The sequence below is a fragment of the Streptomyces formicae genome (genome assembly GCF_002556545.1).
In the GTDB taxonomy this organism is placed as follows: domain Bacteria; phylum Actinomycetota; class Actinomycetes; order Streptomycetales; family Streptomycetaceae; genus Streptomyces; species Streptomyces formicae_A.
Genome location: NZ_CP022685.1, coordinates 1,431,271 through 1,453,883, shown reverse-complemented (window position 1 = coordinate 1,453,883; position 22,613 = coordinate 1,431,271). Strand labels below are relative to the sequence as shown.

The following is a 22,613-nucleotide window of genomic DNA, read 5'->3' as shown; positions in this document are numbered from 1 at the left end:
GCCCCGCGTCACGTGGCCGGGTCCACCACCCAGTCCGGATGCCCCGGCATCGGCGGCGTCTTCGCGCCGTACAGCCACGGCCGCAGGAACCCTTCGAGGTCCTGGCCCGCGACCTTCGACGCCAGGTCGATGAAGTCCTGGGTGCCCGCCGTGCGGCCCTTGAAGCCGCTGACCCAGGCGCGTTCGATCTTCTGGAACGTGGCGTCGCCGACCTGCTCGCGCAGGGCGTACAGGACCAGCGCGGAACCGTCGTACCGCATGCGCTTGAAGAGGTTCGGCTCGGTCGGCTCGGCGGGAGCGCCGTAGTCGCGGCGCCACTGGTCGTGGGCCTTGTACGCGGCCTTCATGAGGGCCTCGAAGTTCTCGCCGCCGTGCTGTTCGGAGTACAGCCGGTCGTAGAAGCGGGCGTGCCCCTCGCTCACCCACAGGTCGGACCAGCTCTTGAGCGCCACGCTGTCGCCGAACCACTGGTGGGTCAGCTCGTGCACCATGTTCCGCTCGGCGTCGACCTTGGTGCCGAGCAGGTCCGCCTTGGGGACGAGCGACAGCGTCTGCGTCTCCAGGGCGACACCGAGGTCGGTGTCGCCGACGAGGATGCCGTAGCGGTCGAAGGGATAGGGACCGAGCCGCTCCTGGAGCCACTGCAGATGGTCCGGGGTGAGACTTCGGTACGCGGCCGTCGGCTCGACCAGCGCGTCGGGAACGACGTCGCGCAGCGGCAGACCGCCGGGCCCCTCGCTCTCGACCACCGTGAACTTGCCGACGGCGAGCTGCACCAGCTGGGTGGAGAGCGGCTGTTCGGAGTCGTACGTCCAGCGGACGCGGCCGTCGGGACGCTCGGTGCGCGAGACGAGCCTGCCGTTGGCGACGGCCGTGCGGTCGCCCGGGGTGGTGATCCGGAAGGTGATCGGCGCGCGCTGGCTCGGGTGGTCGCTGCCGGGGAAGATCAGCCGGGCGCCGTTGGGCTGCGGATAGACCACGGTGCCGTCGGGCGTGGGGATCCAGCCGTAGTCCTCGATCGCGTCGTCGCGGTGCCGGGTCTGCGTCGGGTCGGCGGTGTAGGCGACCTTGACGGTGAAGGAGCTGCCCTTGGCCAGCGGGGACTTGGGGGTGACGGTCAGCTCGTCGCCGGAGCGCGACGTCGTGGCGGGGGCGCCGTTCACCGTCACGGAGTGCAGGGTGTTGCCGCCGAAGTCGAGGTTGAAGCGGGAGAGCGCCTGGGTGGCGTGCGCCTTGATCGTCGTCGTGGCCCCGAAGGGGGTCTTCGGCGCCTGCCAGTCGAAGTCCAGGTAGTAGCGGTCGATCGCGTAGCCGCCGTTCCCGTCGAGCGGGAACATCGGGTCGCCGAGTCCCGGCGCCCCGGGCGAGGGCTTCTGGACGGTGGCGGGCGCGGCCTGCGAGACCGGTGCGGTGAAGGCGGCCACCGCGGTGAGGGCGGCCGCGAGGGCGAGCCCCGCTCTGCGGCGGGGTGTCCGGTTCGTGCTCATCGGGAACCTCTCGGTCGGATGCTGCGCGTACGTGCGACGAGCCCTGCTCGTGTCACGACTTAGACGCACGGCACTCCGGCCGGGTTGTGGGTGACCAAGGTCTCTCCCACAAACGGGTGTCCTGCTGGCAAGGTGGAGGGGTCCCAGTGGGGGGAAGCCACTGTCAGACGCACTGCCAGACGAACGTCAGCGAGTAGACATGACCGCGACCTCTGCCACCGCCGTCCACGCCAAGGCCCGCACCGGCGGCCCCGGGGAAGACGGGCCGAATTACCTGGAGCACCTCGCGGGCTGGACCCTCGTCGTCGTCCTGGCGATGCTCGTCACGCAGACCGGTCTGCTCTGAGCCCGTCCACGTGGCCGTCGTCGTCGAGGCCCGCGCGCCAGTGCCGCCCCGGCACGCCCACCAGGCCGTACAGCCAGCGCACCGGCGAGCGCCCGTGCAGCAGCGTCACCCCCGCGAGCACCGCGAAGAGCGGCAGGCCGAGCCAGCCGCCGAGCAGCCGGACCAGACCGCTCGCCAGGAGCGCGCCGACGAACGGCAGCCCGTAGACCCCGGCCGCCGCGATGGCGATGCCGAGGAACCTCGGTACTTTCCGGTCCTCGTCGGCGCCGGGCAGTGACCAGCCCTCCATCAGCCAGCCGATCTCGGTCATCAGCATCGTGCCGATGACGGCGGCGCCGAAGAGCAGCAGCGCGAGGAACGTGCCGGACGTCAAGAAGCCCAGGACGTGATTGACGACGCTGTCCTTGGGCCACTCGGCGAAGTCCTTCGCGCCGGGGGAGAGGAAGCGCTCGTAGCCGCTGCCGTCCCAGCCGTGGATCAGCGTGCCGAAGAGCAGGAAGTACCCGCCCACGCACTGCAGGTACGCCCAGTACCCCGCCCCCACGAGCACCAGCGCCTGCGCCACCAGGAACCCGGTGATCGCGGCGACGGGGATGCCGCCCGCGTAGAAGAGCACGAACCCCGCCCACACGCCCTCGTGCCCCGACGCGACGTGCATGGTCGCCCACGCGGGGTTCTGCCAGAGCAGGAAGAGGCCCGTCGGCACCATCAGGACGGCGGCGAACAGCGCGGTGAGCGCGAGGTACGGATTGGCGGCCCTGCTGCGCGTGCGCGGCCCCTCGCCCGCGTTGATCCGCTCCCACACCTGGAGCTGGCGCCCCGCCGAGAGGGCGAACGTCGCGCCGATCGCGTACGCCCAGAAGAGCGCCGCCTGGATCTGGATCATGCCGAGCCCCTCATGCCGAGCCCCTCATGCCGAAGCCTTCAGGGTCAGACCACCCGCCACGATCAAGTCCGACGTCACCAGGGCCTGTTCGGCGCTGACGTCCGTCATGAAGACGAACGGCGGCACGATGGGCGGCACCGGCAGCTTGTCGGGCGTGAAGGTCAGGCAGAGGATGCCTTCGAGGCACCCCTTGAACTTGGTGAGGTACAGCGTGACCTCGCCGCTCAGCTCCAACGTGTCGGCGCCCAGGGTGAGTTCGTCCTTGCCGTCGCGCGTCGTGAGCCGGTAGTCGGTGAGCGAGGCGGCCTTCATCCGCAGCACCATGACCTTCAAGGGACCGTCCGCGGTCGGGATCTCGCGCACGCCCGCGAGGAGGAAGCCCTGCGGCGCGAAGAGCGTCGTGGTCACGATCGGCGGCACTCGCGGCGCCACGATCTCCGCGCCGGACGGCGGCGCGGCCTTCGCCGGGTTCCCGTTCATGATCCCGGCGACGATCAGCACGGGGAGGAGCACGGCAAGGGTCCGCGTGCCCTGCCCGTCCCGCACCTTGGGCCGGTCCGGATCCTCCTCGGTGCCCTCGGGCACGGGGCTCCAGCCGAACCCCATGGCGCTGCCCGCGATGCCGAGGAGCATGCCGATCAGGAAGCCGCCGAGATTGGTGGCGGCGAACGAAAGCACCGACAGGATCAGGGCGTTGACGCTCACGTAGTGATGGGTGTGCGGCAGCAGCCACAGGAAGAGCCCGGCCACGACGAGCGCGATCCCGATGCCGAGCGCCGCGATCCCGCCGAGTCCGAGGCTGACCAGGACGGTCAGCGGCGACAGCGGGACGAGCAGGAGTTCGGCGCCGCCCAGGATCAGCAGCAGGCCGCCCCAGAACGGCCGGGTGCGCCGCCAGCCGCGCAGCACCCGGCGCTGTTCGGGCCACGGCAGGCGCCGGTCGAGCCAGCCGCCGCCGTCCCGCCGGAACGGCCTGACCCCGGCTCTGCCGCCACCGGTCAGAAGCACTTCTTGCCGCCGATGCTGACATCGACCCTCATGCCCTTGAGCCGGAAGTTCCCGCCGGTCGCGGACCAGGCGTGCGACTTCACCCCGGCGACCTCGATGTCCCCGGCCTGCAGCCCGAACTTGCCGCGCTCGCCCTTGACTCCGGGCACCTCGTCGAGCGTGGAGGCGTCCCGGCCGATCTGCGCGGTGCCGAAGCGGGCGTCGCCCACCAGGTCCTCGCCGTCGATGACGAGGTTGCTCGCGGTGACCTTGCCCGCGTCGCCGCCCGCGGTCAGCTTGAACACCACGGTGCCCACGGGCGTCTTGACCTCGGCCGCCTGGCAGATGTCGGAGAGCGTGGCGTCGCCGATCCCGAGGAGCGCCACCGGGTGCCCCTTGCCGTCGACGTCCCGGTCGGTCTGTACGTAGGAGGACAGGCCCTGGCTGGTCAGCTTGCCCGACGACACCTGGAAACTCGTCCCGGAGACGGCGAAGGACGCGGCGAGCGCGCCCTCGGCCATCACATTGGCCATGACCCCGACGGCCAGCACGGCGGGCAGCGCCACCACGGCCGTCTTCTTCCAGTTGGTTCTGCCCTCGCGTAACGCGTTGCGTGCTGCGCTCACTGTCTTCCTCCCGTACGTCGTGCTGGGTGCGTAAGCGTGCGTAAGGGGAGTGCGTGAAGCGCCGTCGGGAGCCGAACCGGCAGGTGGCACGGTTCTGCCATACTGCGGACATCCCGAGGCAGTTGGAGACTAGGGCCGAAATTGAATAATAGTCAACAGCGCGGCACCGACCGCTCCGCGGCACGCCGAGCCGAACTCATCGCCATCGGCCGGAAGTTGTTCGCCGACACGTCCTACGACGCCCTGTCGATGGACGACATCGCGAAGCAGGCGGGCGTCGCCAAAGGGCTGATCTACTACTACTTCAAGTCCAAGCGCGGCTACTACCTCGCGATCATCGAGGACTCCGTCGCCGACCTCGTCGCGCGCGCCGGACGCCACGACGACCTGCCGCCCGTGGACCGCGTGCACCGCACCATCGACGGCTATCTGCGCTACGCCGAGCACCACCAGGCCGCGTACCGCACGATCATCAGCGGGGGCGTCGGCTTCGACGCCGAGGTGCACGCCATACGGGACGGGGTGCGCGAGGCCATGATCGGCACGATCGCCGAAGGGGCGTACGGCCGCAAGGACATACCGCGATTGGCGCGTACCGCGCTGCTCGGCTGGCTGTGCAGCGTCGAGGGCGTCGCGCTCGACTGGATCGGCCACCGGGGCCTGCCGCGCGAGACGGTCTGCGACCTCCTGGTGCGGACCCTCGGGGACACGCTGCGCGTGATCGAGGACTTCGAGCCGTCGTACCCGGCACCGGCCCGCCCCTGAGGCAGGGCCGTTGCCGGCGGCGTACGACGAAGGGGCGGGAGCCGCCGACCGGCTCCCGCCCCGACGCCAGTACGTGATGCGTCAGTTGATGGCCTTGATCAGCTCACCGTTGGACGTGTCGCCGCTGAGCTCCCAGAAGAACGTGCCGCCGAGTCCCTGCTGGTTCTTGTAGTCCATCTTCCCCGCGATGGTCGCCGGGGTGTCGTAGCTCCACCAGTTGTTCCCGCAGTGCGCGTACGCGGTCCCGCCGACCGTGCCGTTGGCCGGGCACTTGGTCTTCAGTTCCTTGTAGTCGTCGATGCCCTGCTCGTACTTGCCCGCGGCCGGGCCCGTGGCGGTGCCGCCGGGCTCCTTCTGCGTGACGCCCGTCCAGCCGCGTCCGTAGAAGCCGATGCCGAGCAGCAGCTTCTCGGAGGGAACGCCGAGCCCCTTCAGCTTCTTGATGGTCGCCTCGGAGTTCCAGGACTCCTTGGGGATGCCGCTGTAGGAGGTGAGCGGCGAGTGCGGGGCGGTCGGGCCCTTCGCGTCCCAGGCGCCGAAGTAGTCGTACGTCATGGGGTTGTACCAGTCGACGTACTGCGCGGCGCCCGCGTAGTCGGCGGCGTCGATCTTGCCGCCGGTCTCCGCGTCCGCCGGGATCGCCGCGGTCACGAGGTTGTTCGCGCCGAACTTCGCACGCACCGCGGACATCAGGCTCTTGTACGCCTCGCGCCCGCTGGTGTCACACGTCAGACCGCAGGCGTTGGGGTACTCCCAGTCGATGTCGATCCCGTCGAAGACATCGGCCCACTTGGAGTTCTCGACCAGGTCGTAGCAGGACTGGGCGAACGCCGCGGGGTTCTTGGCGGCCTCGGTGAAACCGCCCGACCAGGTCCAACCGCCGAAGGACCAGAGGACCTTGAGGTCGGGGTGCTTCTTCTTCAGCTTGCGCAGCTGGTTGAAGTTGCCGCGCAGCTCCTGGTCCCAGGTGTCGGCGACGCCGTCCACGGACTGGTCGGCGGTGTACGCCTTGTCGGTGGCCGCGTAGGCGTCGCCCATCGTGCACTTGCCGCCCTGGACGTTGCCGAAGGCGTAGTTGATGTGCGTGAGCTTGTCGGCCGAGCCGGAGGTGTCGACGTTCTTGACGTGGTAGTTCCGGTCGTAGACGCCCCATTCGGTGAAGTAGCCGACGACCTTGGAACCGGCGGCCGCCTTCGTGGGGGCGCCCTGGTCCTGGTCGGCTGCGGCGCTGCCCGCACCGGCGAGCAGGCCCGCGCCGAGGGCGGCGCAACAGGCGGTGGCGATGAGCGCCCGGAAGGAGGCGCGGGGGGTGTGCGGTCTGAGCATCGTGTCTCCTTGTGGGGGGAAACAGGGAGGGGGGAAGTGGTGCTGTGGACCTGTGTGTCGCGTCGGTGTCGCGTCCGCGCCGCGTCTTGGCATGAACGCGTTAAGACGTTCCGGGGAACAGTAGGAGGACTAGACCAGTGCGTCAATGGTTCGTACCAATCCCGCGGTCATCGTCGATCTTCGGCTATCTTTCGAGTAAGCGGTCGTTAACTAGTGACGGGGTGCCGTCGATCGGGCATACTCAACGCGCCAGAGCCGCTGGTCAGCCGCTTCCGCGACCCGGGAGATGGCCTGGGCCCTGCATCGTTTCCCGGCGGCGCCGCCTCACCCACAGCGGAGCCTGCCGCAGCCCCACAGGGAGGAGAGCGTCATGCCCGACCACGCCCCGCAGCCGGTGGATCGTCAGCTGCCCACGGATGAGGCCAGGGATCTGCTCTCGCTCGTCCGGGACATCGTCCAGCGCGAGATCGCTCCGCGGGCCGCGGAGGAAGAGGAGGCCGGGCGCTTCCCGCGCGAGGTCTTCACCCTGCTGTCCGAATCGGGCCTGCTCGGACTGCCGTACGCCGCCGAATTCGGCGGTGGCGACCAGCCGTACGAGGTCTACCTCCAGGTGCTCGAAGAGCTCGCTGCCGCCCGCCTGACCGTCGGCCTCGGTGTCAGCGTGCACTCCCTGTCCTGCCACGCGCTCGCCGGGTACGGCACCAAGGAGCAGCAGACCGAGCACCTGGCCGACATGCTCGGCGGCGGCCTCCTCGGCGCCTACTGCCTCTCCGAGCCCGCGTCGGGGTCCGACGCCGCGTCCCTGCGCACCAAGGCCGTCCGCGAGGGTGACGACTGGGTCATCACCGGCACCAAGGCGTGGATCACCCACGGCGGCGTCGCCGACTTCTACACCGTCCTCGCCCGCACCGGCGGCGAGGGCGCCAAGGGCGTCACGGCCTTCCTGGTGCCGGGCGACGCCGATGGCCTGAACGCGGCGGTGCCCGAGAAGAAGATGGGCATGAAGGGCTCGCCCACCGCGCAGATCAACTTCGACGGCGTGCGCGTCCCCGGCTCCCGCCGCATCGGCGAGGAGGGCCAGGGCTTCGCCATCGCGCTCTCCGCGCTCGACTCGGGGCGGCTCGGCATCGCGGCCTGCGCGATCGGGGTGGCCCAGGCGGCGCTGGACGAGGCGGTGTCGTACGCCACGGAACGACGGCAGTTCGGCCGGCCGATCGCGGACTTCCAGGGCCTTCGCTTCATGCTCGCGGACATGGCGACGCAGATCGAGGCGGGCCGGGCGCTGTACCTGGCCGCGGCCAGGCTGCGCGACGCGGGCAGGCCGTTCTCCAAGCAGGCGGCCATGGCGAAGCTCCTGTGCACGGACGCGGCGATGAAGGTGACGACGGACGCCGTACAGGTGCTCGGGGGCTACGGCTACACCGCGGACTTCCCCGTGGAGCGCTTCATGCGCGAGGCCAAGGTGCTGCAGATCGTCGAGGGCACCAATCAGATCCAGCGCATGGTCATCGCCCGTCACCTCGCGGGTCCCGACTCGCGCTGAACTGACCGAGCCGCACCGGCGACGCCGCGAGCCTGACCCACTCCGGGTCGGGGTGCCCTGGCAGGGTCCGGCCGCGGTCGGACCAGTGACGGATCAGCGCGCGGTAGATCGGCGGGTCCGCGAGATGCGGCTGCGGCTGCGCGTGGGGCGGGAGCCCCTGCGGGAGCGGCTGTTGATGAGTCTGCTGGTGCGCCTGCTGGTGCGCCTGGTGATGGGGCTGGTGATGAGGCTGTGCCTGCTGGGGCCGCTGCGGAACCGATTCTGCGGAGGCGGGCACCGTCACCAAGGCGCGCCGTCGGCGGCCGGTGGGGATGTGCGCCGGGCCCATGTCCGTGGGGGTCATGCAAGGCCAACGCCCGTCACCCTGCCGAGGTCACCGTCCCGCGGATTCGACTGTCAGTTCGCGGCAGGTCTGTGTGGCGGCGCGGATGTGCGCGTGGACGGCCGTACGACTCCGCGTACGCCGGAGGCGGCCCGCCACGGCTCCGTCCCGCTGTATGGCTCCGACCCGAAATCTGACGTACCGTCATCTCCGCGCCGGAGGAGCCCACCGCCTCCCGCCACCCTGAACTGCCGTGCTTACAGGGAGGTTTGCCGTGGCAGACGACCGTCCGGTCCCGCTCGACGAGTACCCCGTGCACCAGGTCCCGCTCTCCATGAAGCATGTCGCGACGGGCGACCGCAACGCGTACGACCGGTGCATCTTCCACCTCTTCGACCACGAGGGCCGTGCCCTGCTCATCCTCGGGCTCGGCGTCTACCCGAACACCGGTGTGATCGACGCGTACGCCACCCTGCGCGTCGGGAACACGCTGCACGCCGTACGCGCCAGTGACGCCCTCGGCGAGGACCGGATGAACCTCTCCGTCGGCCCGCTGCGCATCACCGTCGAGGAGCCGCTGCGCCGCCTGCGTCTACGCTGCGCCGCCGATCCGGACGACCCCGACTCCCTCTCGTACGACGTCACATGGACCGCCGACTTCCCCGCCCTGTGGGAGCCGCACCACATCCAGCGCCGGGGCGACCGGCTGAGCCTCGAAGGGCGCCGTTTCGTCCAGGCGGGCCGCCCCGAAGGGGTGATCCGCGCGGGCTCCCAGGAGATCCCGGTGAGCGCGCGGGAGTGGACCGCCACCCGTGACCGCAGCTGGGGCGTGCGGCCCATCCCCGGCGAGGAACGCGGGCGCCTGGAGGAGGAGTTCGGCACCGAGGGCTTCCACTGGATCTGGAGCCCGGTGCGCTTCGACGACCGCTTCCTGATGGTCATCACCCAGGAGGGCGCGGACGGTTACCGCACCCTGAACGACGCCACGCTGGTCCGCCCCGGCCATCCCGACCGCCAACTCGGCTGGCCCCAGGCCGACATCACCTACCGGCCGGGCAGCCGCCACCCGCAGAGCGCCGTCGTCCACCTCACCGATCCCGGCGACCGCAAGCCCGTCGAGCTCGGCGTGCAGATCCTCGCCTCGCTGCCGCTGGCCGTGGGCGCCGGATACCCGCCGGCCGACGACTGGCAGCACGGCACCTGGCGCGGCCGCGACTGGACCGACCGCCGCACCTACGACCTGTCGGACCCCTCGGCCCACCCGCTCGCCGCCTACGGCGTCATCGACCACGCGGCCCGCTTCACCCTCGACGGGCAGACGGGCTACGGAATCTTCGAGCACGGCAGCTTCGGCCGCCACGACCCCAGCGGATTCACCGGATTCGACTCGGTCGCGCCCTGAGGGACCGAGAGAGGAGCACGGGCATGGCCACGGCACCCCGTCCCCGCACCACCACGCGCGAACCGGAAGAGCTGGCCCGCCGACTGACCGCCTGGCTCGGCCGGCGCCTGCCCGGCGCGAAGGCGGTCGACGTCACCGTCCCCGAGTCCAACGGCATGTCGAGCGAGACCCTGCTCTTCTCCATCGAGCATCCCGAACCGCCCTTCGCCTACTGCGCGTTGCGCGTGGCGGCCGACCCGGCGGCGTACACGATCTTCCCCGTCTACGACATGCCGCGCCAGTACCGCACGATGCGGCTCGTCGCCGAGCACACCGACCTGCCGGTGCCGCGCGTGCTGTGGCTGGAGGAGGACCCGGGGCCGCTCGGCGCGCCCTTCTTCGTGATGGAACGCGTCGAGGGCCGCGTCCCGCCGGACGTCATGCCGTATACGTACGAGGGGAGTTGGCTGCACTCCGCGACCGACGCCGAGCGTGCCCACCTGGAGGAGGAGTCGGTCCGCGTCGTCGCGCACCTGCACGACCAGGCCCCGCTCTCCGAGGCGCGGTTCCTCGACACGCCCGGCGAGGGCAGCCCGCTGCGCCGCCACGTCGATGCCCAACGCGCCTACTACGCCTGGGTGGTGAGCGGACTGCCCCGCTCACCGCTCATCGAGAGCGCCTTCGACCGCATCGAGGAGATGTGGCCGGACGACGAGGGCGACCCCGTGCTCAACTGGGGCGACGCGCGCATCGGGAACATCGTCTACGCGGGCTTCGACCCCGCGGCCGTCCTCGACTGGGAGATGGCGGCCCTGGCCCCGCGCGAGGTCGACATCGGCTGGACCGTCTACCTGCACCGGTTCTTCCAGGACCTGACGGTGAGCTTCGGGCAGCCGGGCCTGCCGGACTTCCTGCGCCGCGACCGCGTCGAGGAGACGTACGCGCGACTCACCGGGCACACGCCGCGCGACATGGACTTCTACACGCTGTACGCCGCGCTGCGGCACGCCGTCGTGATGCTGCGCGTCGCCTACCGCCAAGTGCACTTCGGCGAGGCCGCCGTTCCGGTGAACCCCGAGGACGCGGACATGCTGATCCTGCACCACGCCAGCCTCGCGGCCATGGTGCAGGGCAGCTACTGGTGACTCAGGCGGCGGGCCGGTGCTGTTGGGGCACGCGGATGACAGGGCGCGAGCCCGGACCGCCCACGTGCGAGAACGGCTGCGTCCGCCAGTCGAGTCCCTGAGGGAGCGTCAGCAGCAGGGCGGTGTCCTGCTGCTGAACCTCCATCGACTCGTCGGCGGCCGAGGCATCGGCGGCCGGGCGGCCCGTACCGGCGCAGACCGTGAGCCCGAACGGGTTCCACGGGGTGGGGCACAGGGCGTGCTCGGGCAGGACGTCCTCGTCGGCGAGGAGTGCGATCGGCTGCCCGCAGTCGGGGCAGTTGACCCGGTACATCTCAAAGGTGTCGTAGGCGTCGAGCGCGTCGTCCGCCGGTTCGACGCCCTCCGGCTCGGGTTCGGCGACCGGCTGCTGCTTGCCGCGGGCAGACCGACCGGGGCGCTTCAGATTCTGCATGGGACTCTCCCCCTTGGGTGGGCCGACAAGGCGCTGCGGCCTCGACCACAGCAAGCACTTCCCGTCCCGTCGTGGGGGTAATCGTGGCATCCCGAAGGACACGGTCACAGAGATGTGTCGTTCGTCACATGCCGTGAGAGCTTGCCGGTCGCCTGCCCGCGAATCGGCCGGCCAAACGGCCCCTTCGGTCACTCCGGTATCCGGGGGGATCAAGAGCCCTGTAGGTTCGGCGCATGGAGGAGCTGGACCGACAGATCGTGCAGCTGCTCGTCAAGGACGGGCGGATGAGCTACACCGACCTGGGCAAGGCCACGGGCCTGTCCACATCGGCAGTGCACCAACGGGTGCGGCGCCTCGAACAGCGCGGCGTCATCCGCGGCTATGCCGCGGTCGTCGACCCCGAGGCCGTCGGGCTGCCGCTCACGGCGTTCATCTCGGTGAAGCCGTTCGACCCCAGCGCCCCCGACGACATCGCCGAACGCCTCGCGGGCGTCCCGGAGATCGAGGCGTGCCACAGCGTCGCGGGCGACGAGAACTACATCCTCAAGGTGCGCGTCGCCACCCCGCTGGAGCTGGAGCACCTGCTGAGCAGGCTGCGCGCCCTGGCGGGCGTCTCCACGCGGACGACGGTGGTCCTCTCCACCCCGTACGAGGCGCGGCCCCCGCAGGTCTGACGCGACCCCCGCGCCGGGCGGTCTCGCCGAGGGGCGAGACTGGTCCCATGAGCGAGAGCACCGCCCCCGGGACTGACTCCCGGGACCCCCAGGCCACCGAGGACCACCGCACCGTGCTGCTGCGCGGCGGAGAGGTCCACAGCCCCGCCGACCCGTTCGCGACCGCGATGGTCGTCGAACGCGGACACGTCGCCTGGGTCGGCTCCGAGGGTGCCGCCGACGCCTTCACCGACGGCGTCGACGACGTGGTCGACCTCGAAGGCTGCCTGGTCACCCCGGCGTTCACCGACGCCCACGTACACACCACGGCCACCGGCCTCGCGCTGACAGGACTCGATCTGACAGGGGCCCGTTCGCTCGACGAGGCGCTCGTTCTCGTACGCGAACACGCTGCATCGCGGCCGGACGACACCGTGCTGCTCGGGCACGGCTGGGACGCGGCCCGCTGGCCGGGCGGGCGTCCGCCCACGCGCGGGGAGCTCGACGAGGCGGTCGGCGGCCGGCCGCTCTACCTGTCCCGCATCGACGTCCACTCGGCGGTCGCCACCACGGCCCTGCTCGACCTGGTGCCCGGCGTCACGGGCCGCACCGGATTCCACCCCGACGCCCCGCTGACCGGCGACGCGCACCACGGCGTGCGCGCCGCGGCACTCGGCGCGATCACGCCGCGCCAGCGCGAGGAGGCCCAGCGCGCTGCCCTGCGGCACGCCGCGTCCCTCGGCATCGGCTCGGTGCACGAGTGCGCGGGCCCGGAGATCTCCGACGAGGACGACTTCACCGGACTGCTGCGGCTCGCGGCCGAGGAAGCGGGCCCGCGGGTGGTCGGCTACTGGGCCCAGCGCGGCGCGGAAGGCGTCGCGCGCGCCCGTGAGTTGGGCGCCGTCGGCGCCGCGGGCGACCTCTTCGTGGACGGCGCCCTCGGCTCGCACACGGCCTGCCTGCACGAGCCCTACGCCGACGCCGCACACACCGGCACCGCCCACCTCGACGCCGCCGACGTCGCCGCCCACGTCGTGGCCTGCACCGAGGCGGGCCTCCAGGCGGGCTTCCACGCCATCGGGGACGCCGCGGTGACCGCGGTGGCCGACGGGATGCGCGCGGCCGCCGAGAGGGTCGGCCTGGCCCGTGTCCGGGCCGCCAGGCACCGCGTGGAGCACGCCGAGATGCTCACCCCCGAGACGATCGCCGCCTTCGCCGAGTTCGGCCTCACCGCCTCCGTCCAGCCCGCCTTCGACGCGCTGTGGGGCGGCGAGGAGGGCATGTACGTCCAGCGTCTCGGCGCCGAACGGGCCCGCACCCTCAACCCCTTCGCCGCGCTCCTGCGCTCCGGCGTCCCGCTGGCGCTCGGCTCGGACAGCCCGGTCACCCCGCTCGACCCGTGGGGCACCGTCCGTGCCGCCGCCTTCCACCGCACGCCCGAGCACCGCGTCTCGGTGCGAGCCGCGTTCACCGCCCACACGCGCGGCGGCTGGCGGGCCTGCGGCCGCGACGACGCGGGCGTCCTGGTGCCGGGCGCGCCCGCGGACTACGCCGTGTGGCGCACCGCCGATCTGGTGGTGCAGGCCCCGGACGACCGGGTGGCCCGCTGGTCGACCGACCCGCGCTCCGGCACGCCGGGCCTGCCCGACCTGTCGCCGGGCGCCGAACTCCCCGCCTGCCTGCGCACGGTGGTGGGCGGACGGCCCGTCTTCGTGGGGCCGGACGAGTGATGTCCCGGCGGTGCGCGGCGCCGATCGAGGCCCTTCCGCCCGTCGTACGACCTGGGAATCCTCGGCACTGACCTGGCGGTCCGTGCGATAGCCCCAGGTCACGTGGCTATTGACAGAGAGCCGTCGTCGGCGGGTAGGTTCGGCCGGGTCCACCACAGGACGTCCGACCGGCGAACCTTCACGTGGTCGTCGAACGCCGCTGGGTCATGGGTGGTGTGCCGCACCGGCGCACCACCACTGGGAGCCAGGTCCAGCGCCCGCGACGCGGAGGCGAGGGAACGTATCAGCCGGTCGGCAGGTGTGACCCGGGTGGGGCCCGGACGCTCAGTAGACAACGGCTTTCGGTCGATCCGCAGCCAGCGGGTCCCAGGTCGGCCCGAAGGGCGCCGGGCCCCGATCCGCAGTACGTCCCCCCGTGGCGGCCGGGCGCGCCCCCGGCCTCGACCTCGCTGCGCCCCGGGTACATCTCGGGTACTTCCGCCCTGACCTCCGTGCCGCCGCTGCGGCGCAGGCAGCGGCCACTATGGTGGTCCTCTGCGTACGAACGAAGGGGCAGTAGTGAACGACGGCGGTCGGGTCTCCGAAGCGGGGGACCAGGGGAGACAGTTCGGTCCGCTCGGCACGGCCTTGGTGATCATTCCGACCTACAACGAGGCGGAGAACATCCAGTCCATCGTCGGCCGGGTGCGGGCGTCTGTGCCGGACGCGCACATCCTGGTGGCCGACGACAACAGCCCCGACGGCACCGGCAAGATCGCCGATGAGCTGGCGGCCGAGGACGAGAGCGTCCACGTGCTGCACCGCAAGGGCAAGGAGGGCCTCGGCGCCGCCTATCTGGCGGGGTTCCGCTGGGGGCTCGACCACGACTACGGCGTACTGGTCGAGATGGACGCCGACGGCTCGCACCAGCCGGAGGAGCTGCCCCGGCTGCTCACCGCGCTGAAGGGCGCCGACCTCGTGCTCGGCTCGCGCTGGGTGCCGGGCGGACGGGTCGTCAACTGGCCCAAGCACCGGGAGTTCATCTCCCGCGGCGGCAGCACCTACTCGCGGCTCCTGCTCGACGTGCCGATCCGCGACGTGACGGGCGGCTACCGGGCCTTCCGCAGCGAGACCCTGGAGGGCCTCGGCCTCGGCGAGGTCGAGTCGCAGGGGTACTGCTTCCAGGTCGACCTCGCCCGCCGGGCGGTCAAGGCGGGCTATCACGTGGTCGAGGTGCCCATCACCTTCGTGGAGCGGGAGCTCGGCGACAGCAAGATGAGCCAGAACATCGTGGTCGAGGCGCTGTGGCGGGTCACCGCCTGGGGCGTGGGGGAGCGGGTCGGCCGGGTCATCGGGCGCAAGCAGCCCTGAGCAGCTTGAGCAGCTTGAGAACCTTGAGGGCCCTGAGGAGCTTGAGGGCCCTGAGGGCGGCTCGCCCGGACCGTCCTCGCGGCGGGTCCCTCGCCTCTTGATCATCCCCTTATCCCGGACTGAGGCGGGCCCAGGCACACTGGGAGCATGACGACTGGCGCACCGCCTCCCAACCGAACCGCCCGGCCCCGCAGATCCGGGTCCCTGAGGTACCTGCCGCTCGGCATCGCCGCGTGGCTCGTCCTCGAGATCTGGCTGCTCACGGTCGTGGCGGGGGCCACGAGCGGCCTCGTGGTCTTCCTGCTCCTGGTGGCCGGTCTTGTGCTCGGCTCCGCGGTGATCAAGCGTGCGGGCCGCAGGGCCTTCCGCAAGCTCAGCGAGGCCGTACAACAGCAGCAGAGCGGCGTGACGCCCACCGCGGAGTCCGACAGCGGCGGCGGCGCCCTGACGATGCTGGGCGGCCTCCTGATCATCCTGCCGGGCCTGATCTCGGACGCCATCGGCCTGGTCCTGCTGATCCCGCCGGTCCAGAAGGCCCTCGGGCGCTACGCGGAGCGGACCTTCGAGCGCAAGGTGCGCGAGGCCACTCCCGGCGGCTTCGGGGACGCCTTCCAGCAGGCCCGCATGCACCGCCCCGACGGCAAGGTCGTCCAGGGCGAGGTCATCAGGGACGACGAGCCGGGGTCACGCGCCGAGCGCCCCGACGACCCGCAGCTGCCGCGCTGACCCACTGGACACAAAGAGGGCCTGGACACCAACAAGGGCCCTGGACGCAAACGAGGGCCGGGGCCACTGCTGAGCAGTGGCCCCGGCCCTCGTACTTGCTTGGTGCGGTGGTGCGCCGGGTCCGCCCTCAGGCGGACTTGCGGCTGTCCCGCGGATGCACCGCGATGTTCATGGCACCGGACCGGAGAACCGCGAGGCGCTCCTCCAGGACCTCCTCGAGTTCTTCTCGAGTACGGCGCTCCATGAGCATGTCCCAGTGCGTACGCGCCGGCTTGCCCTTCTTCTCCTCAGGTCCGTCGCCGTCTACCAGGAGTGCCTGGGCCCCGCAGACCTTGCACTCCCACTCCGGCGGGATCTCCGCCTCGACCGAGAACGGCATCTCGAAACGATGTCCGTTCTGGCATGCGTACTCCACGGCCTGGCGCGGGGCCAGGTCGATGCCGCGGTCGGTCTCGTAGCTTGTCACCACGAGACGCGTGCCGCGAAGAGCTCGCTCACTCATGAATCGTGCCTCCCGGGCTTGTCGCCCACAGGACAGGTGTCGCTGTCGTCGTCATCCGGTCAACGTCCGGTCGGCGGTAAAGATTCCCGTTCTGGGTCATGCGTCGCCGTCGTATGCCGCCCCTTGTTGTACCCACCAGCGCCCGGTTTGTCACATCTAGTAGCAGATGTCACCCAGCGTTTCTGAATCTTCAGCTCGCAGTAACGGTCCGCCTGGCAGGCCAAACGCGTACACTACCGGCCTTTGCCCTCAGTTGCTAAATCCGGTCGGGTACGGGATTTCCCGCGTCGCGCACCGCGCGGGCCACCGGCACCCTCGACAGCAGGGCGAATCCGATCAAAAAGAACGCCACGAGCGAGACGATCGCGTCCCGGTAGCTTCCTGTGAGCTGATACGTGAGGCCGAAGATCAACGGTCCGAGCCAGGCCATCCCGCGATCACTGATCTCGTACGCGGAGAAGTACTCGGCCTCCTTGCCGCGCGGCACCAGGTGCGAGAAGAGCGAACGGGACAGGGCCTGGGTGCCGCCGAGGACCAGGCCGATCCCCGCGGCGAGCACGAAGAACCAGGCGGGCGCCCCCGCGGGCAGGAAGTATCCGGCGCCGATCGTCGCCGTCCAGGCCACCAGCGAGCCGAGGATGGTGCGCTTGGCGCCGTACGCCCTGGCCAGCCTGCCCATGGCGAGCGCCCCGGCCACCGCGAGCAGCTGCACGAGCAGGACCGCGACGATCAGCGTGGACTGGCCGAGCCCCAGCTCCTCGGAGCCGTAGACGGACGCCTGGGAGATCACCGTCTGCACGCCGTCGTTGTAGACGAGGTAGGCGAGCAGGAACGCGAGCGTATGGGGATGGCGGCGCATGTCGCGGACCGTCGACCTCAGCTGCTGCCAGCCGCCCGTGGCCGGGGCGTCGGAGGGCGAGGTGCGGCGGTCGCGCAGCCGCTTGAGGGGGATGAGCGTGAACGCGCCCCACCAGATGCCCGCCGAGGCCAGACAGATGCGGACGGCGGTCGCCTCCGAGACGCCGAAGCTGTCGTGGGCCAGGAAGAGCACCAGGTTCGCCACCAGGACCAGGGCGCCCGACGCGTAACCGAAGGCCCAGCCGTGCGAGGAGACGGTGTCGCGCTCCTCCGGAGGGGCGATCTGCGGCAGGAAGGAGTTGTAGAGCACCATCGAGACGGCGAGCGAGGAGTTGGCGACGATCAGCAGGAAGCCGCCGAGGAGATAGCGGTCGCCGTCCAGGAAGAACATCCCCGCCGTCGCGGCGGCGCCCAGGTAGGCGGCCGCGGCGAGCAGCGGCTTCTTGCGGCCCGTGCGGTCCGCGGCAGCGGCGGCCACCGGCATCACGAAGACCGAAAGGAGCACGGACGCGGACACGGCGTACGCGAAGAAGGAACCGGCGCGTACGGGGATGCCCAACGGGTGGACGTAGCCCTCCGGGTCGGCGGCCGCCTTGGCGATCTCGGTCAGATAGGGGCCGAGGAAGACGGTCAGGACGCTGGTCGAGTAGACCGAGCACGCCCAGTCGTAGAAGTACCAGCCGTGCTGCTCGCGCCGTCGTTCGGCTCGCTCGTCGTCCGCTGTCGCCGTTGCCGTGCACAGGGTGTCGTCGCCCACCCGTGACCTCGCTGTTCCCCGTGGTGCGATGCCGCCCTCGGGCGGCTCAGACCCAGGTCCCCCGGTCCTTGAGCACCTCGCGCAGCGTCTCGATGTGATCGGAAACTATGCCATCCACGCCGAGGTCGAGCAGGGCGGCCATCCGCTCCGCGTCGTTCACGGTCCAGACGTGCACCTGGAGCCCGCGCGCGTGGGCCGCGCGCACGAAGCGGCGGTCGACGACCTGGATCCGGCCGTGCCTCTCCGGTACCTGGGCGCAGACCGCGGAGCGGCGCGGGGCCGCGGGCACGCCGTACGAGAGGAGGCGCAGCGCCGCCACGCCCCGCGTGCCCAGGGAGGTGGCCAGCCGGGGGCCCGCGAGACGCTGGGCCCTGGCCACGCGCGCCTCGGAGAACGAGCCGACGCAGACCCGGTCCCAGGCGCCGGTGCGGCGGATCAGGTCGAGCAGCGGCAGCAGCGCGGGCTCGGCCTTCACGTCGACGTTCCAGCGCACCTCGGGGAACGCCTCAAGGAGCTCTTCGAAGAGGGGCACCGGCTCGGTGCCCGCCACGCGCGCGTGGCGCACCTCGCTCCACGGCAGGTCGATGATGCGGCCCGCCGCGTCCGTGACGCGGTCGAGCGTCGCGTCGTGGAAGGCGACGAGCCTGCCGTCGGCCGTGGCGTGCACATCGGTCTCGATGTAGCGGTAGCCGAGGTCGACGGCGCGCCGGAAGGCCGCCGCGGTGTTCTCCAGGCCGTCCGCCGCGCCGCCGCGGTGGGCGAGGGCGAGCGTTCCCGGGTGGTCGAGGTAGGGGTGGCGTACGCGCGTGGTCACCGCTGAAGTATCGCCTGCCCCGAGGGGCCGCCGGAGGCCACGACGTCGTCGGCGGCGGGCGCGGGGATGGCGAAACGGCGCAGGAAGAACTGGGCGAGCGGGCCGATCGACACCGCGTACAGGACGGTGCCCACGCCGACCGTGCCGCCGAGCGCGAAGCCCGTCACCACGACCGCCACCTCGATCGAGGTGCGGATCAGCCGGATGGAGCGGCCGGTGCGCCGGTGCAGGCCCGTCATCAGGCCGTCCCGGGGCCCTGGGCCGAAGGCGGCCGTGATGTAGAGGCCGGTCGCCACGCCGTTGAGGAGGATTCCCGCCACGAGCAGCGGGACGCGCACCGCGAGGGAGTGCGCGTCCGGCAGGAGCGCCAGGGTGGCGTCCATCGCCAGACCGCAGACGAAGACGTTCGAGACCGTGCCGAGGCCGGGGCGCTGCCGGAGCGGGATCCACAGCAGGAGCACCGCGGCGCCCACGATGATCGAGACGACGCCGATGGACAGTCCGGTCAGTTCGGCGAGGCCCTGGTTGAGGACGTTCCACGGCTCGGGTCCCAGACCGGCCGCGACCATCAGCGCCGAACTCGCGCCGTACAGGGCGAGCCCGACGTACAGCTGGAGCAGCCGCCGTGCGAGGCGCGGCGTGCGCCGGGGCCTTAGGCGAGATCTGAGGCGGGATCCGCGGCGGGGCCCGAGAGGTGGCTTCGTGGCGGACAAGGAACGCTCCCCCGTAGTGCTGGTGGCTCGACAGTAGTACTGGTGGCCCGACACATGACACCCTGTGGCTTGGAAGCAGACGTCAACCATGGCCAATTCGGGGAAGGTGGACTGGGAATCATGGCTCAGTGGACTTCAGCAATGGGCTCGACCCAGCTCGCCCGGCTGCTCGCCTCCCAGCAGGCACGCCCCGGCGGGGCGGGCACCCGCCGCCCGCCCGCCTACCGCGCGCTCGCCGACGGCATCCGGCTGCTCGTGCTGGAAGGGCGCGTTCCCGTCGCCGCCAGGCTGCCCGCCGAGCGTGAGCTCGCGGTGGCGCTCGCCGTCAGCAGGACCACCGTGGCCGCCGCCTACGAGGCGCTGCGCACCGAGGGGTTCCTGGAGTCCCGCAGGGGAGCGGGCAGCTGGACCGCCGTTCCGGCCGGAAACCCCCTCCCCGCGCGCGGGCTCGAACCGCTGCCGCCCGAGGCGGTCGGCTCCATGATCGACCTGGGGTGCGCCGCGCTGCCCGCGCCCGAGCCCTGGCTCACCCGCGCCGTGCAGGGCGCCCTCGAAGCGCTCCCGCCGTACGCCCACACGCACGGCGACTACCCCGCCGGACTGCCCGCCCTGCGCGAGATGCTCGCCGAGCGCTACACCGCGCGCGGCATCCCGACGATGCCCGAGCAGATCATGGTCACCACCGGCGCGATGGGTGCCATCGACGCGATCTGCCACCTCTTCGCGGGCCGCGGCGAACGCATCGCCGTCGAGTCGCCCTCGTACGCCAACATCCTCCAGCTGATGCGCGAGGCCGGTGCCCGCCTCGTCCCCGTCGCCATGGCCGAGGGTCTTGAGGGCTGGGACCTGGACCGCTGGCGGCAGGTGCTGCGCGACGCCGCGCCCCGACTGGCGTACGTCGTCGCCGACTTCCACAACCCGACCGGCGCGCTCGCGGGCGAGGACCAGCGCAGGCAGCTGGTCGAGGCGGCCCGCTCGGCGGGCACGGTCGTCGTGGTCGACGAGACGATGAGCGAACTGGGGCTCGACCCGGACCTCGACATGCCGCGCCCCGTCTGCGGGTTCGACCCCGCGGGCTCCACCGTCATCACCGTCGGCTCGGCGAGCAAGGCCTTCTGGGCGGGCATGCGCATCGGCTGGGTGCGGGCCGCACCCGACGTGATCCGCAGCCTCGTCGCCGCCCGCGCCTACGCCGACCTGGGCACTCCCGTCCTGGAGCAGCTCGCGGTGAACTGGCTCCTGAACACCGGGGGTTGGCAGGCGGCCGTGGACGTGCGCAGGGAGCAGGCGAGGGCGAACCGCGACGCGCTGGTCACCGCCGTGCGCCGCGAGCTGCCCGACTGGGAGTTCGAGGTGCCGCGCGGCGGTCTGACGCTCTGGGTGCGCACCGGAGGGCTCTCGGGGTCGCGCCTGGCCGAGGTGGGGGAACGCGTGGGGGTCCGGGTTCCCTCGGGCCCTCGGTTCGGTGTGGACGGGGCCTTCGAGGGGTACGTGCGGCTGCCGTTCACCGTGGGCGGCGCGGTCGCCGACGAGGCGGCGGTGCGCCTCGCCGCCGCGGCCCGGCTCGTGGAGACGGGCGCGGGCTCGGGCGCCGAGGTCGCGCACCCGTTCGTCGCCTGACGCCCGTCCGTCGTTGTCGCCGCGGCCCGGACGGTGCCGGTTCAGCCCTCCGCGGGCACCGGCTCCGGCTGGTCCCTGTCCTGGTCCTGCTCCTGTTCCGTGGGCCGCGCGTCGGCCGGAGTGCTCCGCTCCGGCAGCAGGTCCATGACCGCCTGACGGTGCGCCTCGCTGGTCGCGTCGTCGTACGGATCGGGCGTCGCGGGCACCTGGAGCCGGTGCACGGGACCCGTGCCGAGCCGGGCGTAGCCGCGCCCTGGCGGGACGTCCGCGGTGGGCGTCGTGTGCGGCGGCGTGCCGAGCACCTCGTCGAGCTGGTCGGGCGTGGCGGGCCCGAGCACCACACGCGCGCGCGTGTGCTGGCGTACGGGGTCGCTCAGCGCCTCCAGGCTGTCGAACTGGTCGGCCACGACCACCGTCACGTTGGCCGCCCTGCCGTGTCGCAGCGGGACCTGGAGCAGCGACTGGGGATCCTTGCGGCCGTCCGCGGCGGCCAGGTGGCCGAGGGCGCTCGGGCGGTCGAGGAGGATCCACAGGGGGCGCTTGGTGTCCTCCGGCGGTGGGTGGCCCGCCTGCCGGGCGCGATTGGCGGAGATCAGCCGACGCTCGGTCTCGTGCGCCGCCCATTCGAGGCTCGCGAGCGCTCCGGAGAGCCCGCACTCGATGGCCAGGACGCCGTCGCGGCCGGTCAGGCACGCGTAGTCGCCGGTGCCGCTGCCCTCGATGATCAGGACGTCTCCGTACTGAAGGGCCTGGAGCGCCACGGAGCGCAGCAGCGACGTCGTGCCGCTGCCGGGCTGGCCCACGACGAGGAGGTGGGGCTCGGTGGAACGGACGCCCGTGCGCCACACGACGGGGGGCACGTCGCGCTGTTCCTCGCCGTCCGCCACCGGCAGGGTGCGCTGGACGGCGGTCTCGTCGGTGAAGCCGAGGACGGTCTCGCCCGGGGCGGTGACGAAGCGCTGGGCGGCGATGTCCGTGGGCAGCGGGGCGAGCACGGTGACGGTGAGCTGGTTGCCCTCCTCGTCCCACGCGAAGTGGTACTCCCTGCCGCGGCCTGCCTTGGCGTGCAGCAACTGCTCGATCCGCGCGCGCGATTCGGCCTCGCCGTCGGTGAAGTACGCCGGGTAGTTCACCACGAGACGTGAGACGCGCCCCGTGTCGTCGAAGTCGTACGAGGTGAAGGCCTTGTCCCAGTCGCCGCCGTGCGCGAAGAGCGGGGCGGGGTCCTCGGGGACCGAGAAGTACGGGACGAGCGCTTCGTAGAGGGACTGCAGCCGCTGGACCTGTGCCTCGTCGGGGCCGGTCGGCGCGGGCGCGGTGCGCTCGCGGCCCGTCCACGCGGCAGCCGCCATCAGGGCGATGGCGGCGAGCAGCGGACCGTAGGGGACGAGCGCCACGACCAGGACCACGGAGGCCACCAGGAACAGGAGCGGTCCGCGCCGGTCCTTGGGGGTGTCGGCCCACTTGCGCCGCCCGGCGGCTGCCAGCCGGCGCAGTCCACGAGTGATCGTGATCAGCGGGTGGAGAACATCGGTGGCGCTGTCTGCCGCCGACCGTGCCAGCTCCCGGCTCCGGGCGATGGATGCGGTGCCGTTGCTCAGAATGCGGGGGAGTGGGCGCCTGGCCACGTCTGTCTCCTGAAG

Annotated in this window: 21 protein-coding genes; 10 read left to right on the top strand and 11 right to left on the bottom strand. The window is 71.7% G+C overall.

The genetic code is table 11. The features are described from left to right. Positions 1–8: 8 nt before the first annotated feature. Positions 9–1,487, bottom strand: a complete 1,479-nt coding sequence (locus KY5_RS05905; RefSeq protein ID WP_199842949.1) for a M1 family metallopeptidase — start codon at positions 1,485–1,487, stop codon at positions 9–11. Positions 1,488–1,686: 199 nt separating this feature from the next. Here KY5_RS05905 and KY5_RS41355 point away from each other — a divergent pair, with 199 nt between their 5' ends. Next, positions 1,687–1,833: an SCO1431 family membrane protein gene (locus KY5_RS41355; RefSeq protein ID WP_107645690.1), complete on the top strand. Its 147-nt coding sequence runs from the start codon at positions 1,687–1,689 to the stop codon at positions 1,831–1,833. On the opposite strand, the gene KY5_RS05900 is transcribed toward KY5_RS41355, so the two are convergent. Genes KY5_RS05900 through KY5_RS05890 form a run of 3 tightly spaced genes read right to left on the bottom strand, consistent with a single transcriptional unit; the run spans position 1,811 to position 4,332 of the window. Beyond that, positions 1,811–2,719: a hypothetical protein gene (locus KY5_RS05900; protein WP_098241208.1), complete on the bottom strand. Its 909-nt coding sequence runs from the start codon at positions 2,717–2,719 to the stop codon at positions 1,811–1,813. The two genes, KY5_RS41355 and KY5_RS05900, sit on opposite strands and share 23 nt — an antisense overlap. Before the next feature lie 24 nt (positions 2,720–2,743). Next, positions 2,744–3,727, bottom strand: a complete 984-nt coding sequence (locus KY5_RS05895) for a DUF6114 domain-containing protein (protein ID WP_418952744.1) — start codon at positions 3,725–3,727, stop codon at positions 2,744–2,746. Continuing rightward, on the bottom strand, positions 3,718–4,332 hold the full coding sequence (locus KY5_RS05890; RefSeq protein ID WP_199842947.1) for a DUF6230 family protein: 615 nt from the start codon (positions 4,330–4,332) through the stop codon (positions 3,718–3,720). The genes KY5_RS05895 and KY5_RS05890 overlap by 10 nt, the downstream gene beginning before the upstream one ends. A gap of 141 nt (positions 4,333–4,473) precedes the next feature. Here KY5_RS05890 and KY5_RS05885 point away from each other — a divergent pair, with 141 nt between their 5' ends. Beyond that, positions 4,474–5,097, top strand: a complete 624-nt coding sequence (locus KY5_RS05885) for a TetR/AcrR family transcriptional regulator (protein ID WP_098241206.1) — start codon at positions 4,474–4,476, stop codon at positions 5,095–5,097. A gap of 81 nt (positions 5,098–5,178) precedes the next feature. Here KY5_RS05885 and KY5_RS05880 read toward each other — a convergent pair whose 3' ends face one another. Continuing rightward, complete coding sequence (locus tag KY5_RS05880; protein ID WP_098241205.1) at positions 5,179–6,423, bottom strand: glycoside hydrolase family 18 protein; 1,245 nt, start codon at positions 6,421–6,423, stop codon at positions 5,179–5,181. A gap of 370 nt (positions 6,424–6,793) precedes the next feature. On the opposite strand from KY5_RS05880, the gene KY5_RS05875 reads away from it, so the two are divergent. The 3 genes from KY5_RS05875 to KY5_RS05860 all read left to right on the top strand — a co-directional run bounded on the left by KY5_RS05875 (position 6,794) and on the right by KY5_RS05860 (position 10,814). After that, positions 6,794–7,966 (top strand): acyl-CoA dehydrogenase family protein, encoded by a 1,173-nt coding sequence (locus tag KY5_RS05875; protein WP_098241204.1) that lies wholly within the window; start codon positions 6,794–6,796, stop codon positions 7,964–7,966. 596 nt (positions 7,967–8,562) lie between these two features. Next, complete coding sequence (locus KY5_RS05865) at positions 8,563–9,690, top strand: hypothetical protein (RefSeq protein WP_098241202.1); 1,128 nt, start codon at positions 8,563–8,565, stop codon at positions 9,688–9,690. Between the two features lie 23 nt (positions 9,691–9,713). After that, positions 9,714–10,814, top strand: a complete 1,101-nt coding sequence (locus KY5_RS05860) for a phosphotransferase family protein (RefSeq protein ID WP_098241201.1) — start codon at positions 9,714–9,716, stop codon at positions 10,812–10,814. Between the two features lies 1 nt (position 10,815). On the opposite strand, the gene KY5_RS05855 is transcribed toward KY5_RS05860, so the two are convergent. Continuing rightward, positions 10,816–11,247, bottom strand: a complete 432-nt coding sequence (locus KY5_RS05855; protein ID WP_098241200.1) for a hypothetical protein — start codon at positions 11,245–11,247, stop codon at positions 10,816–10,818. A 233-nt stretch (positions 11,248–11,480) separates the two neighbouring features. Between KY5_RS05855 and KY5_RS05850 the strand changes: the two genes are divergently transcribed. From KY5_RS05850 to fxsA, 4 genes are all read left to right on the top strand, one after another. Further along, the gene (locus tag KY5_RS05850) at positions 11,481–11,921 is read left to right on the top strand and encodes an Lrp/AsnC family transcriptional regulator (RefSeq protein WP_030789227.1); all 441 of its coding nucleotides are present in this window, start codon (positions 11,481–11,483) and stop codon (positions 11,919–11,921) included. 47 nt (positions 11,922–11,968) lie between these two features. Beyond that, on the top strand, positions 11,969–13,630 hold the full coding sequence (locus KY5_RS05845) for an amidohydrolase (RefSeq protein ID WP_098241199.1): 1,662 nt from the start codon (positions 11,969–11,971) through the stop codon (positions 13,628–13,630). 558 nt (positions 13,631–14,188) lie between these two features. Beyond that, complete coding sequence (locus tag KY5_RS05840) at positions 14,189–14,980, top strand: polyprenol monophosphomannose synthase (protein WP_098241198.1); 792 nt, start codon at positions 14,189–14,191, stop codon at positions 14,978–14,980. Between the two features lie 147 nt (positions 14,981–15,127). Continuing rightward, positions 15,128–15,706: an FxsA family membrane protein gene (gene fxsA, locus KY5_RS05835; RefSeq protein WP_098241197.1), complete on the top strand. Its 579-nt coding sequence runs from the start codon at positions 15,128–15,130 to the stop codon at positions 15,704–15,706. A gap of 127 nt (positions 15,707–15,833) precedes the next feature. Here fxsA and KY5_RS05830 read toward each other — a convergent pair whose 3' ends face one another. The 4 genes from KY5_RS05830 to KY5_RS05815 all read right to left on the bottom strand — a co-directional run bounded on the left by KY5_RS05830 (position 15,834) and on the right by KY5_RS05815 (position 19,440). Further along, positions 15,834–16,208, bottom strand: coding sequence for an RNA polymerase-binding protein RbpA (locus KY5_RS05830; protein WP_030360404.1), 375 nt, complete (start codon positions 16,206–16,208; stop codon positions 15,834–15,836). 256 nt (positions 16,209–16,464) lie between these two features. Continuing rightward, on the bottom strand, positions 16,465–17,823 hold the full coding sequence (locus KY5_RS05825; protein WP_107645689.1) for an MFS transporter: 1,359 nt from the start codon (positions 17,821–17,823) through the stop codon (positions 16,465–16,467). A gap of 46 nt (positions 17,824–17,869) precedes the next feature. Then, complete coding sequence (locus tag KY5_RS05820) at positions 17,870–18,637, bottom strand: glycerophosphodiester phosphodiesterase (protein ID WP_098241196.1); 768 nt, start codon at positions 18,635–18,637, stop codon at positions 17,870–17,872. Then, positions 18,634–19,440 carry a YczE/YyaS/YitT family protein gene (locus KY5_RS05815; protein WP_418952861.1) on the bottom strand — a complete coding sequence of 269 codons (807 nt, stop codon included), beginning with the start codon at positions 19,438–19,440 and terminating at the stop codon, positions 18,634–18,636. Before KY5_RS05815 ends, KY5_RS05820 begins: the two co-directional genes overlap by 4 nt. A gap of 30 nt (positions 19,441–19,470) precedes the next feature. Between KY5_RS05815 and KY5_RS05810 the strand changes: the two genes are divergently transcribed. After that, entirely contained in the window at positions 19,471–20,970 is a 1,500-nt protein-coding gene (locus tag KY5_RS05810; protein WP_098241195.1) for a PLP-dependent aminotransferase family protein, read from the top strand. 41 nt (positions 20,971–21,011) lie between these two features. Here KY5_RS05810 and KY5_RS05805 read toward each other — a convergent pair whose 3' ends face one another. After that, complete coding sequence (locus tag KY5_RS05805; protein WP_098241194.1) at positions 21,012–22,598, bottom strand: hypothetical protein; 1,587 nt, start codon at positions 22,596–22,598, stop codon at positions 21,012–21,014. Positions 22,599–22,613: the final 15 nt, after the last annotated feature.

Excerpts from the sequence above, each read along its gene's own strand:
- KY5_RS05905 (WP_199842949.1), bottom strand. The coding sequence starts at position 1,487 with ATGAGCACGAACCGGACACCCCGCCGCAGAGCGGGGCTCGCCCTCGCG.
- KY5_RS41355 (WP_107645690.1), top strand. The coding sequence starts at position 1,687 with ATGACCGCGACCTCTGCCACCGCCGTCCACGCCAAGGCCCGCACCGGC.
- KY5_RS05900 (WP_098241208.1), bottom strand. The coding sequence starts at position 2,719 with ATGATCCAGATCCAGGCGGCGCTCTTCTGGGCGTACGCGATCGGCGCG.
- KY5_RS05880 (WP_098241205.1), bottom strand. The coding sequence starts at position 6,423 with ATGCTCAGACCGCACACCCCCCGCGCCTCCTTCCGGGCGCTCATCGCC.
- KY5_RS05875 (WP_098241204.1), top strand. The coding sequence starts at position 6,794 with ATGCCCGACCACGCCCCGCAGCCGGTGGATCGTCAGCTGCCCACGGAT.
- KY5_RS05860 (WP_098241201.1), top strand. The coding sequence starts at position 9,714 with ATGGCCACGGCACCCCGTCCCCGCACCACCACGCGCGAACCGGAAGAG.
- KY5_RS05855 (WP_098241200.1), bottom strand. The coding sequence starts at position 11,247 with ATGCAGAATCTGAAGCGCCCCGGTCGGTCTGCCCGCGGCAAGCAGCAG.
- KY5_RS05850 (WP_030789227.1), top strand. The coding sequence starts at position 11,481 with ATGGAGGAGCTGGACCGACAGATCGTGCAGCTGCTCGTCAAGGACGGG.
- KY5_RS05845 (WP_098241199.1), top strand. The coding sequence starts at position 11,969 with ATGAGCGAGAGCACCGCCCCCGGGACTGACTCCCGGGACCCCCAGGCC.
- fxsA (WP_098241197.1), top strand. The coding sequence starts at position 15,128 with ATGACGACTGGCGCACCGCCTCCCAACCGAACCGCCCGGCCCCGCAGA.
- KY5_RS05830 (WP_030360404.1), bottom strand. The coding sequence starts at position 16,208 with ATGAGTGAGCGAGCTCTTCGCGGCACGCGTCTCGTGGTGACAAGCTAC.
- KY5_RS05815 (WP_418952861.1), bottom strand. The coding sequence starts at position 19,440 with ATGGTTGACGTCTGCTTCCAAGCCACAGGGTGTCATGTGTCGGGCCAC.
- KY5_RS05810 (WP_098241195.1), top strand. The coding sequence starts at position 19,471 with ATGGCTCAGTGGACTTCAGCAATGGGCTCGACCCAGCTCGCCCGGCTG.